Annotated in this window: 11 protein-coding genes and 1 pseudogene; 5 read left to right on the top strand and 7 right to left on the bottom strand. The window is 56.3% G+C overall.

The annotated features are described in order from the left end of the window. Positions 1-109: 109 nt before the first annotated feature. Positions 110-805, top strand: a complete 696-nt coding sequence (locus GIR22_RS16425; RefSeq protein ID WP_154744358.1) for a pirin family protein — start codon at positions 110-112, stop codon at positions 803-805. Between the two features lie 56 nt (positions 806-861). On the opposite strand, the gene pgm is transcribed toward GIR22_RS16425, so the two are convergent. The 4 genes from pgm to GIR22_RS16405 form a co-directional block, all read right to left on the bottom strand. Further along, positions 862-2,508 (bottom strand): phosphoglucomutase (alpha-D-glucose-1,6-bisphosphate-dependent), encoded by a 1,647-nt coding sequence (pgm, locus tag GIR22_RS16420; protein WP_154744357.1) that lies wholly within the window; start codon positions 2,506-2,508, stop codon positions 862-864. A gap of 115 nt (positions 2,509-2,623) precedes the next feature. Beyond that, positions 2,624-4,030, bottom strand: coding sequence for an aminotransferase-like domain-containing protein (locus GIR22_RS16415; protein WP_154744356.1), 1,407 nt, complete (start codon positions 4,028-4,030; stop codon positions 2,624-2,626). A 37-nt stretch (positions 4,031-4,067) separates the two neighbouring features. Further along, on the bottom strand, positions 4,068-5,489 hold the full coding sequence (locus tag GIR22_RS16410) for a hypothetical protein (RefSeq protein ID WP_154744355.1): 1,422 nt from the start codon (positions 5,487-5,489) through the stop codon (positions 4,068-4,070). A 704-nt stretch (positions 5,490-6,193) separates the two neighbouring features. Then, on the bottom strand, positions 6,194-7,216 hold the full coding sequence (locus GIR22_RS16405; protein WP_154744354.1) for a zinc-dependent alcohol dehydrogenase family protein: 1,023 nt from the start codon (positions 7,214-7,216) through the stop codon (positions 6,194-6,196). 248 nt (positions 7,217-7,464) lie between these two features. On the opposite strand from GIR22_RS16405, the gene GIR22_RS16400 reads away from it, so the two are divergent. Next, positions 7,465-8,379 carry a LysR family transcriptional regulator gene (locus GIR22_RS16400; protein WP_154744353.1) on the top strand — a complete coding sequence of 305 codons (915 nt, stop codon included), beginning with the start codon at positions 7,465-7,467 and terminating at the stop codon, positions 8,377-8,379. Positions 8,380-8,836: 457 nt separating this feature from the next. On the opposite strand, the gene GIR22_RS16395 is transcribed toward GIR22_RS16400, so the two are convergent. Then, complete coding sequence (locus tag GIR22_RS16395; protein ID WP_154744352.1) at positions 8,837-10,123, bottom strand: MFS transporter; 1,287 nt, start codon at positions 10,121-10,123, stop codon at positions 8,837-8,839. Between the two features lie 95 nt (positions 10,124-10,218). Continuing rightward, positions 10,219-11,442 (bottom strand): phosphonoacetate hydrolase, encoded by a 1,224-nt coding sequence (gene phnA, locus GIR22_RS16390; protein ID WP_154744351.1) that lies wholly within the window; start codon positions 11,440-11,442, stop codon positions 10,219-10,221. Between the two features lie 140 nt (positions 11,443-11,582). Between phnA and GIR22_RS16385 the strand changes: the two genes are divergently transcribed. The 3 genes and pseudogenes from GIR22_RS16385 to GIR22_RS26675 all read left to right on the top strand — a co-directional run bounded on the left by GIR22_RS16385 (position 11,583) and on the right by GIR22_RS26675 (position 13,307). Then, the gene (locus tag GIR22_RS16385) at positions 11,583-12,482 is read left to right on the top strand and encodes a LysR substrate-binding domain-containing protein (RefSeq protein WP_154744350.1); all 900 of its coding nucleotides are present in this window, start codon (positions 11,583-11,585) and stop codon (positions 12,480-12,482) included. Between the two features lie 190 nt (positions 12,483-12,672). Next, a complete protein-coding gene (locus GIR22_RS16380) occupies positions 12,673-12,963 on the top strand; it encodes a type II toxin-antitoxin system ParD family antitoxin (RefSeq protein WP_154744349.1) in 291 nt (96 codons plus the stop codon). 2 nt (positions 12,964-12,965) lie between these two features. Next, positions 12,966-13,307 (top strand): annotated as a pseudogene (locus GIR22_RS26675) (type II toxin-antitoxin system RelE/ParE family toxin). Between the two features lie 494 nt (positions 13,308-13,801). Here GIR22_RS26675 and GIR22_RS16375 read toward each other — a convergent pair. After that, positions 13,802-14,386 (bottom strand): TetR/AcrR family transcriptional regulator, encoded by a 585-nt coding sequence (locus tag GIR22_RS16375; RefSeq protein ID WP_154744348.1) that lies wholly within the window; start codon positions 14,384-14,386, stop codon positions 13,802-13,804. Positions 14,387-14,468 lie beyond the last annotated feature (82 nt).

Genomic DNA, 14,468 nt, shown 5'->3' with positions numbered 1-14,468 from the left:
GTCAAAGCGCCAAATAAACATCGAATTAGTGGATAGGAATCAGGCATTTTTTACGCTTTTTATCGATGATGCCCTGCTGGATGATAGGCACCATCAACAGGAGACGATCATGCTTGAACTTCGACCTTTTACCTCCCTGGGCGGTGCCCACCACGGTTGGCTGGATGCCCATCACCACTTTTCCTTCGCCGAATACCATGACCCCAAGCGTATGCACTGGGGCAACCTGCGGGTGTGGAACGACGACATCATCGCCCCGGGTACCGGTTTCCCGAAACACCCGCACCGCGATATGGAAATCATCACCTATGTTCGTGAAGGTGCCATCAGCCACGAAGACAACCTGGGCAACAAAGGCCGTACCGAGGCTGGCGATGTGCAGGTGATGAGCGCGGGTACCGGTATCGCTCACAGCGAATACAACCTGGAGGCCACGGCGACCAAGATCTTCCAGATCTGGATTATTCCGAATGAAGCCGGTTTGCCGCCGTCCTGGGGGGCCAAGCCGTTTCCAAAAGGTGATCGCGAAGGCTTTGTGACCTTGGCCAGTGGCAAGGCCGGTGACGATCAAAGTTTACGTATCCGCGCCGATGCCCGCCTGGTGGCGGCCAGCCTGAAAGCCGGGGAAACGGCCGAGTACCGCCTCGACGACGGGCGTCGTGCGTATCTGGTGCCGGCGACGGGAGTGATTGAAGTCAATGGCTTGCGTGCGCAAGCTCGAGATGGGGTGGCGGTGCAGGATGAGCAAGTATTGCGGGTCACTGCCGTTGAAGACAGTGAAATCGTGCTGGTCGATCTGGCTTGATTCCAGGCCTGACACTGATCCTATGTGGGAGCGAGCAAGCCCGCTCCCACTGCGTGTCAGTTGGCAGTGATTGCCCCGTCAACCAACACCTGAGCCTCTTCCACCAGGCGCTTGAGGTGATCATCGCCGATAAAACTCTCGGCGTAGATCTTGTAGATATCCTCAGTGCCCGAAGGTCGCGCGGCGAACCAACCGTTTTCGGTCATGACCTTTAACCCGCCAATCGCCTGGTTGTTGCCCGGCGCATGGCTGAGGATCTGCTGGATGCTTTCCCCTGCCAATTGCGTGGACGTCACCTGCTCGGGCGACAGTTTGCCCAGCAAGGCTTTCTGCGCCGGCGTGGCCTTGGCATCAACACGGATGGCGAACGGTTCGCCCAACTCATCTGTCAGCCCACGGTAGATCTGGCTTGGGTCCTGGCCTTTGCGCGAGGTCATTTCTGCCGCCAGCAGGGCCGGAATCAGGCCGTCCTTGTCGGTGCTCCAGACGCTGCCGTCCTTGCGCAGGAACGATGCACCGGCGCTTTCTTCGCCGCCAAAACCCAGGGAACCGTCGAACAGCCCATCGGCAAACCACTTGAAGCCCACAGGCACTTCATACAGGCGGCGCCCGATACGTGCCGCTACCCGATCGATCAGGCCACTGCTGACCACGGTCTTGCCCACGGCCGCATCCGCACGCCAGTGGGGGCGGTTCTGAAACAGGTAATCGATAGACACCGCCAGGTAGTTGTTCGGAGCCAGCAGGCCACCAGACGGCGTGACGATGCCATGGCGGTCGTGGTCCGGATCGCAGGCGAAGGCTACGTCGAAACGCTCCTTGAGACCGATCAACCCCTGCATGGCATAGCTGGAAGACGGGTCCATGCGGATCTGGCCATCCCAGTCGACGCTCATGAAACGGAAGGTGGAATCGACTTCAGTGTTCACCACGTCCAGGTTCAGGCGGTAGTGCTCGGCAATCGCCGACCAGTAGCGCACGCCAGCGCCACCCAATGGGTCGACACCCAGACGCAGGTCGGCGCTACGGATGGCATCCATATCGATGACATTGATCAGGTCCGCCACATAACTGTTGAGGTAGTCGTGGCGATGGGTGGTATCTGCCTTCAGCGCCTGGGCGTGGGTAATACGCTTGACTCCGGCCAACTGGTTGGCCAGCAATTCGTTGGCCTTGGCTTCGATCCACTTGGTGATGTGGGTATCGGCCGGGCCGCCGTTGGGTGGGTTGTACTTGTAGCCGCCGCTTTGTGGCGGGTTGTGGGACGGGGTGATGACAATGCCATCCGCCAAGCCGCTGGTGCGGCCCCGGTTGTAGCAAATGATGGCGTGGGAAATCGCCGGGGTCGGGGTGTATTCGTCGCCTTCGGCGAGCATCACATGCACGCCATTGGCCGCTAGCACTTCCAGGGCACTGGCCCCAGCCGGGGTCGACAAGGCATGGGTGTCCAGGCCAACAAACAGCGGGCCGTTGATGCCCTGGGCTTCACGGTACAGGCAGATGGCCTGGCTGATCGCAAGCACATGCCATTCGTTAAAACTCAAGTCGAACGAGCTGCCACGGTGCCCGGAGGTACCAAAGGCCACACGTTGGGTGGAGATCGCTGCATCAGGCTGGCCGGTGTAATAGGCCGTTACCAGTCGCGGGATGTCCACCAACAACTGAGCTGGCGCCGGTTTGCCCGCAAAAGGACTGAGAGTCATGCATAAACCTCTGAATAGGAGAAAAATTTGAAAAATGCAGTTTACTGAGAGTTGGACTACTGCGCGACGGTATCGATCCTACACCAAGCAAGGAAAATTCAAATGCCCTCTCCACTCAGGCAATCTGCGCCTGTTTTAACGCTTGAGCCAGCTCATTCAAAGCCAGGTCCAGGTTGTGCTGACCGTCGAACGTATGGCTCAACCGCAGGTTTTGCTGATACAAGCCGCTGACGCTGAACAATTCACCCGGGGCAATCACTACCCGCCGGCCCAGCATGTATTGGAATACCTGGCGCATGTCTACTGCCTCCCGCGAGACTAGCCAGAAGGTCGCGCCGGCCACCGGCATCCTGTAGTTGGCCCATTCGCCGAGATGCTCGTCGATGCGCCGGCTCATCACAGCCGCCTGTTCACTCAACAGGCGCCGCAATTGCTGCACGTGCAGGTCCACTCGTCCGCTTTGATAGAGCTGGGCCAGCGCCCGCTGGCGGATCGAAGACAAGCGAAATTCTCGCAGCAGGAACTGACGCTGTAACTTGGCACTCAAGTGGCGTGATAACAGATAGCCATAGGGTGCCTCCGGCCCGAGTACTTTCTCAAAGCTGGAAAACACCATCAACCGTTCAGGATTTACCAGATCCCGCAGCGCGGCCTCTGGGGGCTCAAAGCCTAGTTCACCATAGGTATCGTTTTCCAGCAGCCAGCATCCGTGCTGTTCCAGCAGACGAGCTACCTGCAATCGCTCACGACTGGACATAATGCTGCCCGATGGCAGGCTGACTCTGGAAGAGAGCATAACCAAGCGTACTGACTCAGTAAGCAACACTTGCTCAAAAGCCGCCAGGTCCAGGTTGCCATGGGTATTGCCAGGCCACTCGATGACTCCCACACCGGCCTCTTGCAAGAGCCGCAAAATGGACCAGTCGCAGGGCGATTCGACAACAATGGCGGCGCCCTTGAGGTCCAGCACCTCGATAAGGATTTCCAGCACGCCCCGCAGATCGGCGCCAATATAGACGTCATCTGCCTGCCAACAACGGGTCGGCGACGAGGTGTAGCGCGCCGCCAGGGCCGCCCTCAGCTCCCAGACCCCACACGGCTGTGACCAGGGTTGCAAATGCCGCGGGTATTGGCGCACCAGTACGCGCTCCAACTGCAGCAACGGAGTGTCCAGGGACACCAGCAGCGCCGGTTCGTCAACGCTCAGCACCAGCATTCCTGGCCGGCGGGTGCCGGCATAGAGCCGCTCCAGCAGATCCCCCCCCGGACATCCCGCTGAGGGGGTGGGCACCGGCCAGGCGTAATAGCCGGACTTGGCAACCGAGTAGATCCTGCCCTCCTTCTCCAGCAAGGAGTAGGCGTACTGCACAGTTGAAATCGATACGTTCAGTCGCCTGGACAATTGCCGCAAGGACGGCAATTTGACCCGGGCGTCAGTGCCGACCTCGCTGATCAGATTGATCATGTAACGATAGACCGCGTGATAGGCAAAATCCGTTTGCCGCTCGCCTTTGAGGATCATCGCTCCCCTCCGGCATACACATGCAAGACCACCTCCCTTAACGCTCTGACAGCTGACAGGTTGGTGCCTTATGCCGTGCCCTGGCAGGCGTTTGATTCAGCGTTTGTGTGCCAGTGCCTGGTCGCTTGCGATAGAGGTCGAGCAGCAACGTCATCGGCAACCCGCTGGTATCGGTAATCCAGTTCTGCAGCATGTCAGCGACGGGCTTGCCTTGAAGCGCCTTGTGCAACTCGGGGAGTGCTACCAGCATTCCCGGATGGCAATGGCGCAAATAGCTTTCGAGACGTTCACCGTGGTGAATAAAGGGGGAAAACAACAGGCAGGTCAGTTGGTTTTCATCCAGGCCAAAGAACTCCTGGGTATAGGTAGTCGACAGAATGCGCCCATCCTGGCTTCCAGCTTGAGCAATCAGCTCGCCTGGAATGCTTTTGTGCCCCATGAACACATGGGCCTGTTGCATGAAACCATTCACACCAGACGCGTAGTCAAGCTCGCGCAAACACTGGGCCTGCAAGCCACGCAGGTGGGCCATAAATAATGGATTGGCATAGGCCGGATTACTGAAATGAAAGCCGAACTCATCCGGTTGGTAACCCAGGAACTGCGTCAGCAAGGGGGTGGCTGCTTTATCCAGGTCACTGATCAAGTCGGCGATATCAATGTAGGCCAAGTGGCGATAGCCTTGCGGGCTGGGCGAGTCAGGGCTCACATAGTGCTCGCCATAGACATCTCGATAGTAGCCGGCACTCCATTCAGCCATGTGCGCGAACAGGCTGTTGAGCGCCACCGGCCAACGCTCTGGCACGCTCAACCCCGCAGCCTGCGCGCTTTTTTTCAGCCAGGCGAGGTACTGTCGTTGTTTGCGCGATGAGTCGCCGCTGACCCATGCATGTACGCCGCCACCCCATACAGTGACACGCTGATAGAAGTCTCCCAGGGCCAGGTAGCTGTCATTGCACAGTGTCGCGCGAATATCACCTGAAGTCAGGTGGCCGATCATCAACATATGGCGCCTGCTGGCCTCTCGACCGGCACTGGACGCCGGGCGCAGATGATTGAATGGCAGCACATCCTGGTTCTCCACCATCAGCAGTTCTACCCGCGGATCCTCGTGGAAAAACAGTGCACTGTAGCCACGGTGAATCGTGTCCAGTGCCTTCTGGGTCATGCCGGCGTGACGCAGGGTAGCAACGCGTAGGTGGAAGGTCCTGGGCGAGCGGCCAGCAATAGTCAGTTGCGCGGCGCGCAAGAAGGCCAGGGTATAGCTGCTGCCTTTACCCCCTCCATGGGTCACCAGCACTTTATAGCCGCCAATCTGTTCAATCCCGCCAGCCGCCACGATTAAACGCTGAATCAACAATTGAAGTGCCGTGCGTTCGGCTCGGGAAAAATGCCCTATTAAGCGTTGCAACACTTGTTGATAAACATGGTTCATAGCCTGCTCATGAATAGCGCTCATATTTTACTACCTGAATTGAAATATCAGTTTCGAACAACCGTTAAAGGCACTTGCTCTACTGCTGTTTCCATAGGGATAACGTCTATTGCGAGATGTAGGGATTGCCAAACATTAACACCGCACAACAAGACAATTAGTGGAAAGACCTGAGGTGAGGAGTGCTCTAAAGCCCAAGCAAAGCCAAGGGTTTTCCGGCATTGCCCCGAAAAGGTGTGCCTAGGAACACTCCTACGCCCTCCTACTCTTATTTAGTTCATAAATTAAAGAAGTGCCTGACGCACACAAACGAAATAAGTTAACTACAAGTTGTGGTCCCGATTGAAATGCGCCACGGCACACGCCTACATTCTTGATATCTGCGGGAGGTTGGTTTCAACAGGCAAAGATTTTAACTTGAGGCGTTGGTTCATCGCTCAGTCCTTGAGATGAAAATGACCAGGCAATTATCAGCGCTTGAATAATGATTAACAGATACAGAACCGACGCATAAACCAGTTCAGATGGGGGAAAGGCAAAGCAGTGAACGAGCGCTATACAGCGGCGCCGCACTGGAATTCAGGGCGGCGTCCGGGTCGGGTATATCATCTACGGGGGCAAAGCGTCGGGTCAGCTGTTCAGCACGCAGGCATGCTCAACCCTTTCAAATGGCGTATTTAACCCATTCATGGCTCAGAGCAATGGCGGTTTGCGAATATTCCCACAGGTCAAACAGCTTCTACCTGCAACGCTACACGCTCACGGCACGGGCATTCATCCATGTAGCGGTGAGCCTCGACGAACTGGCTGAATGGGAACACCGTTGTCTTCAGTGGTACCAACACCTTGTCGGCAGTCAACTGATTGATGTCACGCAACGCCCGTTGCAGCGCCACCTGATCCTGGATAATGCCCAGTTCCGGCTTGCCGGTGAAATTACCGATGCAATGCACAAAGAACTGAATATTCTTCTGGAACGCGGCACACGCCGGGAATGGCGTCTGGTTGCCACCCTGCAAGCCATAGAGCACCAGGCTGCCACGGGGTGCCAACACATCGCCCAGCAGCGACATTTGCGGACCACCCAAGCCGTCAAACACGACATCGACGCCACGATTGTCAGTGAACTTGTTGATTTGCATCAGCAAGTCCTGCTCTTCGGTGACGATAACCTTCTCTGCCCCCAGGGACAGCAGGTATTCGCGCTCATCAGACGTCTTGGTCGCGGCGATCACCCGTACGCCCAGGGCTTTCCCCAGTTGCACGAACGAAGGGCCGGCACAGTGACTGGCGTCCGTCACCAGGGCAAACTGCCCCGGTTTGACCCGCGCCAGGTCGATATAGGCAAAGTAGGCAATCAACAGCGGCGTGTAGTGCACGCTGGCCTGCACCGGGCTCAACACATCCGGGTAACGGACCAGGGCCGAGCGTGGCAGGACGATCTGTTCGCCATACACAGGATAGTCGTTGGGGCTCTCGGCCGGAAAACTGGCAACCTTGTCACCCAGCGTCAAGTCGTCGACGCCCTCGCCCACAGCCACCACTACCCCTGCCATTTCATGGCCCAGGCCTGACGGCAGGCGAGCATGGGACGACGCCAGGTTCTGACGCCAGAGAATGTCGTACCAACTGATGCCAATCGCTTCGACACGCACCTGCACTTCGCCCGGTGCGGGCTTTGCGGCTGCATGCTCTTCGCATTTGAGCACCTCGGCCGGACCAAACTTGTGAAAACGGATCGTGCGGGACATCGCAAACCTCGTCAAAGTAACCTCTAATGCCATGAACTTTATCTGGGCTTTGGAAGCAAGGCTACCGGTCGCCATTAATAGTCGACATGCCTGTCATTGATTCCGCAGATGAGGAAAGCAGCTCTATCCACGTAGGAAAAATCAATTAGCCGGTGCAGAGTACCAGTCTTTCCTCGTAAGATTCGTGCTGGCCATTGTTCTCATATGGCTGCTCTCGTCAAGTTTGCTGGCACAGCCTGGGGCACAAGATGAACCGTAACGACCTGCGTCGTGTCGACCTTAACCTGCTGATCGTATTCGAAACCCTGATGCATGAGCGCAGCGTGACCCGTGCCGCCGAGAAACTGTTCCTCGGCCAGCCAGCCATCAGCGCCGCCTTGTCACGCCTGCGTGGACTGTTCGATGACCCGTTGTTTGTGCGCACCGGCCGCAGCATGGAGCCCTCGGCCCGGGCGGTGGAAATCTTCGCCCTGCTCTCCCCGGCCCTGGACTCGATCTCTACGGCGGTCAGCCGGGCCTCCGAATTTGATCCGGCCACCAGCACCGCAGTCTTCCGTATTGGCCTGTCAGATGATGTCGAGTTCGCTTTGCTGCCGTTGCTGCTCAAGCGCCTGCGAGCTGAAGCGCCGGGCATTGTGCTGGTGGTACGCCGCGTCAACTACATATTGATGCCAGGCCTGCTGGCCTCCGGGGAAATCTCCATCGGCGTCAGCTACACCACCGACCTGCCAGCCAACGCCAAGCGCAAAGTACTGCGGCGCAGCCTGCCCAAATTGTTGCGTGCCGACACCGTGCCCGGTGCCCTGAGCCTGGACGACTTCTGCGCCCGCCCTCACGCACTGGTCTCATTTGCTGGAGACTTGAGCGGGTTCATTGACGAGGAACTGGAAAAACTCGACCGCAAGCGCCACGTGGTATTGGCCGTGCCCCAGTTCAACGGTTTGGGCACGTTGCTGGCTGGCACCGATATCGTGGCTACCGTCCCGGACTACGCAGCAGAGGCCTTGACCGCCGCTGGCGGCCTGCGCGCAGAAGACCTGCCACTGCCGACGCGCACCTTTGAGTTGCACATGGCCTGGCGCGGGTCACAAGACAATGATCCAGGAGAACGCTGGTTGCGGTCGCGAATTCAGATGTTTTTTGGCGACCCGGATAGCCTGTAATGGAGTTCCATCAAATTCCATAAAAATGTTTATAAACAAGGTGTTATAGATAATAAAAGTCCACTGCCGCCTGTCTAAATCCAGTGAACTCCAGAGTTCATGGGGCATAATTGGGGGCAGATTTCGACTTTTAAAAACGGTGCCCCCCCACCGATGTCCCCCCTCCTCATCATCTCAGGGTGAATACACAACTGATTGTTGGGGCCCCAAGCTGCCAGCAATGCCGGTTAGTTTCTTTTCAGTCACTTGATTGACCGCTTGGGCTTTGAATTCTTCGGAGTAACACAGGTTGCTTATAGCATCTCCTAACGGGCCTCATTTTAAGGCTTGGAGGTGTCTACGAAACTAGGGGCGATTCAGCAACGACAGACCAGAGCGAGTCAGTATCGCAATCTTCAATCGCTCAGTGCGCGCGAATCGTTGCGCTTGTGGCGCTACGATCCGCGCACTAAGGCTGTCAGCGCTTGATCAATAACGACAACATCGCGCTCGCCGCACAAAGTCCCGCTACAGTCGGAAAAATGATCGACGTACTACCAGTTGAATCGATCATGTGGCCGATGACCGGTTCACCAATGCCTGCGCATACATAGGACATGGTATTGAGTACGCCCGTTGCAGTACCCGCAACGCGACGTCCAAAGATGTCCGGGCAGAGTGCCCAGAACGACGATGCTGGCCCGAAGACGAAAAATCCACAAAGGAAAAGCAAGCCTATCGCGACCATGCTCCCGTGCGGTACGAACATCATGATAATCGCGGTTGCTGACGCAAGAACCATATACGAGACAATCGCCAGATAACGTCTTCCCTGAAACACAACGTCTGAAATCCAACTGTTCGATAGCGCACCAAGCGCCATCCCTACAGGTAGCGCGACCGTAATCCACTTCGGATCAATAAACGCTGCCGACGTCTTCCAGTCGAGCCCGAGAAAATGCACGGGCACCCAGACTACTAACGCGTAGCGCGCAGCGTTCTGAAAACCAATTGCGAATCCAGCGATGTAAAGTCGCCAGTTTCGCAGCACGATCGCATAGCGCTGTGCACTGGTTAAATCATCCTCAATTGCTAACGGAGGGGTGTCATCCGAGGGTTCAAGGGTGCGGAGTTTTTTGTCTTCGGGACGCTCAGAGACAAAAAGCCATAGCACCATTGCGCCAAATAGCATCGACAGTGGCGCCAGTCTGAAAATCCAGATCCAGTCCAGTTGCATCGCGCCCAGAATGACAAGGGGCAGAACAAAAGCGAGAACAGAGGAAAATCCGGAGAATCCGACATATACACCGTACACAAATCCGCGATTTTTATGACTCCACCAGTTCGACAGTAGACGGCTGCCGGGCGCAAAACCCATGGACTGAAAGTAGCCATTCGCCCCCCAGGCGAGCAGAAAAAACCAGAATGAGTGGCCGAAGCTAAAGACCCAATTTGCCCCCAGCGAGAGAATCGCGCCGGCGATCATCATTCGCTTGCCACCGAGCTTATCTCCCAGATTGCCGTTGATGAACTGGCCGGCGGCGTAGCACCACAACATTGTGGCGCTGATCCAGCCAATTTCGTATTTCGAAAAACCGTAATCATGCTGGATGCCGGGGATAGCGAAGCCCAAGGTCTGGCGCCCGGTATAATAGAAGAGATAGCAGAACGTCACGCCGATCAGTGCGCGCCATTTGTATTGATCAAAGGTGGATATCGGCGATGTCGCTTTGTATTGCAGAGTATCAACGGTTTTTGTAGGCATGCCTGTCTCCGTGTGGCGCGCAGCATTGCGCTGCGCTAACCAGTTTTTGGATTAAGCCAGAGCTCGCAGTCTTCGCTGCGATGTGGTGTTTTGGATCAAGCTAGATGGTTGAGCGCAAGATCGATAATGTCGAAATTGCGCAGGCGGTCGGGGTTATCGAGACCTACCAACTTGCGGTTGAAGATCAGTGGTACTTTCTGCTCGGACACACCACCGTGGGAACGCAAGGGCACCGTCAGTCCGGACAGGTCGTGTTTGTCGGCAGCACTTCCAAGCACCGTCAGCCGCTCACCGAGAACTACCAGATCGCCAATCCGGTCTTCGGGCAATTCGAACCGCTGGCAGGCTTGCGATCGCGTCAAGACTGCCTCGACACCAGCGATGCCTGCGAGAAAGTCGATTGCATCGCGCTGCGGTACCGCATCGCGCAAGTACACGGTCGCGTAAGATCCCAGTGCACCGTGATGCACTACGTAGGGGTCGGTGATTGGCAGCAATACGCGTGTACGCTGCGCACCATACTGGGCGTCCAGAAGGTCTTGCAAAAACAGGATGTTGGGTCGGCCTATTGCATCGGTCTTGGCATTCATACCGTGATCCGCCGTGATCGCCACTACTGCGCCCTGCTCGTGATAACGCTTGAAGTAGCTGTCCATCATTGCGTAAAACGCATTGGCTTCTGGCGTACCCGGCGCATGTTTGTGCTGTACATAATCGGTAGTGGACAGGTACATGAAGTCTGGGCGTTCGTTAGTCAGCAATGAGAGCCCGGCGGCAAACACGAACTCGGAAAGTTCCGCGCTATAAACCGAAGGCAGGGGCATGCCGACTCTTGCCAGGATGTTCTCGACACCGTGTTCCTTCAGGTTCACCTGTTCGGCTTTTTCAGCGGAAAAGCAGATCCCTTTTAGTTGATGCCCAAGCAGGTTGCGCAATTTGTCCTTTGCAGTCACCACGGCGACGAGCTGGCCCGCTTTGGCCATCTCGGCAAGAATTGTTGGTGCGCGAAGGTATTTAGCGTCATTCATCAACACCTCCTCTTGTGTTTCCTGGTCAAAAAAGAAGTTGCCGCAAATACCGTGAACGGATGGCGGGGCTCCGGTGACAATCGACAGATTGTTCGGGTTGGTGAACGACGGCACCACGCAGTCGCCAGTCAACACCGTGCCGAAGCCGGTAAGCTCGGCAAGAAAAGGAGCCTGTCCGGCTTGAATGGCTTGATTGATGTATTCCTGCTCGCATCCATCGATGCAAATAACAATAGTGGGAGCTGAAGGCAGCCGATAGGACCGGGAATTCACGTTGATAAATTGAGTCATGGGTAAACCTTTCCTTCGATGATTAAACGCACTGCGTGCTGAGTGACTTGCACTGTTTGAAACCTGCGATTCACCGTATGCTGAGCATATTCCTCACACAATCGAATTAAAGTAGCGATACCTGTGCATAGGGATCACATATGAGGCAAAAGCTTCCCCCGCTTCACGCCCTGCGCATTTTCGAAGTGGCCGCCCGGGCAGGCAGTTACTCGGCTGCTGCTCGGGAACTGAACCTGACTCACGGAGCAGTGAGTCGGCAGATCGCAGCCTTGGAGGAGTGGCTCGGTCAACCGCTGTTTGTTCGTGCTGGGCAGAGCATGGTGGCGTCGCCCCATGCCCGGGCGCTCGCCCGGGAAATCAGCGCCGCGTTCGATCACATCGCAGACGCAGCCGAGCGCTACGGCAAGAAGCAACAGCTGAAGATCATCCGTGTCAGCGCTCCGGCTACAGTCGCCATGCGCTGGCTGATTCCCCGATTGCCATTATTTGCCGAGACACACCCTGGGGTGGATGTGCGCGTTTCGACCGTGCTTTCGACACAACCAGCGCTCAGCGGAAGTTTCGACGTTGCAATCCGACGGGGCGTACCACACGGTGGTCAATTTCAGGCAATACCCTTGTTTCGCGAATGGAATACGGTGATTGCGAGCTCGTCACTGCTCGCCAAGACGGGCGTCGAGACGGTCGAGCAACTGGCCGCCGAAACCTGGTTGACCACCGAAACCCGCCCAGGGGACTGGGAAGCCTGGATGGAAAGTGCGAATCAACCCATGCTTCGAGCGAGCCGGACTCTGCGCTTCGATCATTTCTTCGTGACCTTGCAGGCCGTCGTCGATGGGCTTGGTTTCGGCATAGGTCCCTTTCCAACGCTGGAGGCCGAATGTGCAGTCGGGCGGTTGCAAAGACCCTTTCCGGCTTTACGTTCGCTTGGTCCGACTTACCATGCGCTGGTTCCACTTGACGCCGACAAGCCGGTCCATTTGCGAGCCTTTGTTGATTGGCTGCAATCAGTGAGTGCGAAAGATGAGGAAACGCAGTGATGCTAGTCGTAGATTCTGGGGCCGGTAATCAAGCTCCGTAGCTTTCACTAGTAAACATGGTCCTCGCACGACAAATGACTCGTACGACACAGTTCGTCAGCTAGAAATCTCAAACTATGTGCTCGCGAGTCAAATGGCATAATATGCCAATTGTCGAAAAAGCCTGTTTGCCCAGAGCTGGAACCCACCCATGGCAACACGAAATGTAGTACTGACCCCTCATCAGGAACAGGTCATCCACGACCTGGTTCAGTCCGGCCGTTATCAGAATGCCAGCGAAGTGATGCGAGAAGGTTTGCGCCTATTGGAACAGCGCGTCGCCGAAGACACCGCCAAAATTGAGGCCCTGCGTCAGGCGACCTCAATCGGCATCATGGACCTTGAGCACGGGCGCTTTACTCAGTTGAGCCAAGGGGATCTGGAGCACTACCTCGAGGGTTTGAGCCTGGAGGCCACCCTCCCCGCGAGCGAGAAACACTGAGAATGCCGCCGTATCGGATTTCCAGCGCGCGTGCCGACATTGTCGACATCCTCAGGCTCTCCCACGCAGTTCGGCGATCAGCGCGATCAGTCGCTGATCCTCGCGGCGCTGCAAGCTCTTCCGGTACGCCTTATCGGATTGGCAGCCACGAACGCGATGAGCTTGCACCGGGCCTTCGCAGCTATCACCTCATCTATTCACGCCAGCAGGCCAAGCACCCTTATGGGACGGTCAAAAGCCCACGCCATATCGTGTTCTATAGTGTGACAAACGACGACGTGGTTGAGGTTGTCAGACTCCTGCATGACGCCATGGGAGTGCAACTGCATCTGTCCCATGAATGATCACAGACTTGGAGTCCTTGCCACGAGACTTGGCGTGCCGAACTGCATTATCGGTGAGTGCCATCGTATACCCCCATCTCGTTTGAATGATGGAGATTTGTACGATAGAGCAGACCGGCCAAGCCAGGACTCGTAAGTCGACCCTTTGCCCAACAGCTGTCTGAGTGACGACGCACTGATTTCCTGAAGCGTAGATACCTGGGTGAGTGCTGCCAGTTACTGCAAGGCATCCCCCCGGATCTGTCGGAGAGAGAGAGGATCTTGATGCTGCAGCTACCCAATCAGCAGTTTCATAAAATCCTGACTGTCAATGGTGGGAAGAATGGCGATGGCGACCTTGGTTACGACGGGCATATTGGTTGTGGTTAGTAATGACCCCCAGGGTTGTTTGTCGTCGACTTTCATACCGCAGAATGAGCGCAGCTCTGACAAAAACTTGAAAAATTCCACCTTCTAGAAGGTAGGCAAAAAGATCCAGACGCGACCGCTTTCCATCATTGCGCGACAACGAGCCTCTCGATCAGTGGCTGGGTAATCACGCCGAACATTTTGGGATCCCCGTAGGCACGAGCCGAGAGCATCGCACCATGCACGGTTGCCATGAACGTCTCCGCCTCGGAGCGCGCATCGCTGGACAATATGAAGCTCCCCTGCTTTGATCCCCGCTCAAAGACGGAAGTCAGCCAGGCGGAGAGCGCACGAAAGTGGGCTCTCACCTCCAATACCACCTCTTGAGGCAATACCGGTATTTGAGTTGCCAACAATGCGCAAACGCAATAGCCCTTTGTTGCATCGCCGATGCAGGCCTGCCAATAGCCCAGATAAGCGCGGAGTTGGTCCGCCGGGCCAGGACAATGGCGTTCAAGCTCGGCAATTCCAGCTTCCGCTTCCTCTCGGTACCCCGTGACAAGAGTACGGACAAGATCCACCTTGGTCGGAAAATGGTGGTGGATACTGGCTTTGCGAATGCCCACAACCTCGGATATATCCGCGTAGCTGAAGCCGCTATACCCACCTGCAATAATGAGCGAACGGGCGCAGCTGAGAATCTCATAAAACGTTTTTGAATGATTAGCCATTGCCAAACCCTACCTTCTAGTAGACTGATAGTCAAATACGCCCTATTTTCATCACGCGCCGATCGGATGAGAGAAGAACTCC

Origin of the sequence: Pseudomonas karstica, assembly GCF_009707515.1 — a bacterium.
Lineage (GTDB): Bacteria > Pseudomonadota > Gammaproteobacteria > Pseudomonadales > Pseudomonadaceae > Aquipseudomonas > Aquipseudomonas karstica.
This window is presented reverse-complemented; position numbering and strand designations above follow the sequence as displayed.

Bases quoted from the DNA above. Each gene is read 5' to 3' on its own strand.
- GIR22_RS16425 (WP_154744358.1), top strand. From the start codon at position 110: ATGCTTGAACTTCGACCTTTTACCTCCCTGGGCGGTGCCCACCACGGT.
- pgm (WP_154744357.1), bottom strand. From the start codon at position 2,508: ATGACTCTCAGTCCTTTTGCGGGCAAACCGGCGCCAGCTCAGTTGTTG.
- GIR22_RS16415 (WP_154744356.1), bottom strand. From the start codon at position 4,030: ATGATCCTCAAAGGCGAGCGGCAAACGGATTTTGCCTATCACGCGGTC.
- GIR22_RS16410 (WP_154744355.1), bottom strand. From the start codon at position 5,489: ATGAGCGCTATTCATGAGCAGGCTATGAACCATGTTTATCAACAAGTG.
- GIR22_RS16405 (WP_154744354.1), bottom strand. From the start codon at position 7,216: ATGTCCCGCACGATCCGTTTTCACAAGTTTGGTCCGGCCGAGGTGCTC.
- GIR22_RS16400 (WP_154744353.1), top strand. From the start codon at position 7,465: ATGAACCGTAACGACCTGCGTCGTGTCGACCTTAACCTGCTGATCGTA.
- GIR22_RS16395 (WP_154744352.1), bottom strand. From the start codon at position 10,123: ATGCCTACAAAAACCGTTGATACTCTGCAATACAAAGCGACATCGCCG.
- phnA (WP_154744351.1), bottom strand. From the start codon at position 11,442: ATGACTCAATTTATCAACGTGAATTCCCGGTCCTATCGGCTGCCTTCA.
- GIR22_RS16385 (WP_154744350.1), top strand. From the start codon at position 11,583: ATGAGGCAAAAGCTTCCCCCGCTTCACGCCCTGCGCATTTTCGAAGTG.
- GIR22_RS16380 (WP_154744349.1), top strand. From the start codon at position 12,673: ATGGCAACACGAAATGTAGTACTGACCCCTCATCAGGAACAGGTCATC.
- GIR22_RS16375 (WP_154744348.1), bottom strand. From the start codon at position 14,386: ATGGCTAATCATTCAAAAACGTTTTATGAGATTCTCAGCTGCGCCCGT.